This is a genomic window from Pseudomonas sp. MF08875 (genome assembly GCF_059862525.1).
Genome location: NZ_JCBCUW010000137.1, coordinates 1 through 907, shown reverse-complemented (window position 1 = coordinate 907; position 907 = coordinate 1). Strand labels below are relative to the sequence as shown.

1 pseudogene is annotated in these 907 nt (G+C 55.7%); it reads left to right on the top strand.

The annotated features are described in order from the left end of the window. Positions 1–53 precede the first annotated feature (53 nt). Positions 54–907: pseudogene (locus AC19YT_RS28325) on the top strand (IS5 family transposase).

The following is a 907-nucleotide window of genomic DNA, read 5'->3' as shown; positions in this document are numbered from 1 at the left end:
CAAGAAATACGATTTTCTGTAAAATACACCGCCATTAAAGCCAGGAGGCCAAGATGGCAAAGCGGTATGAACTCCCCGACGCAGCCTGGGATCTGGTTGCAGATATCTTCACCAAAAATCAGCGCACCGGGCGCCCTCGGGCCGATGATCGCCTGATGCTAAACGGTATTCTCTGGGTGCTTTGCTCTGGCGCAGCCTGGCGAGACATGCCCGAACGATTCGGCCCTTGGTCAACGATCTATCAACGGTTCCGGGGATGGCGTGATTGCGGAGCTTTTGATCAGATGCTCAAGCGTCTTCATATCCGATTGAATGAGCAGGGTTTGATTGACTTGGAAACATGGATGATCGACTCCACTGCCGTACGAGCAACCCGGGCCTCATCAGGTGCCGGGAAAAAAGGGGATTTGAAGAACCGCAAGACCACGCGCTCGGGCGCAGCCGGGGTGGCCTGACGACCAAGATTCACATGCTGTGCGACGCCAATGGTGTGCCTCTGCGTTTCCTGTTGTCAGGCGGACAAGCCAGCGATATAGCCTATGCCCAACCGCTACTCGATCAGGCTTGCATACCCAGCCTGCGCGGTCGCCCACGCAAGCGTTGCCGCTGGTTGCTGGCTGACAAGGGTTACGACGCTGAAGCGCTGCGCCAGTATTGTGATCGTTATCGCATGCAGCCAGTCATTCCGTTGCGAAGCATGAAGCGCAAAACCAAGCCAGGATTGCCTCGACTTTTTGATCGCCCCAAATATCGGCAGCGCAACATCATCGAACGCATGTTTGGCTGGCTGAAGGAGAACCGTCGCATCGTGACGCGCTTCGACAAGCTCGCAACAAGTTTTGCGGCGATGGTCTCATTGGCCTGCGCTATGCGGTGCTTGCGACAATACTTTACGTACAGAGCCTAG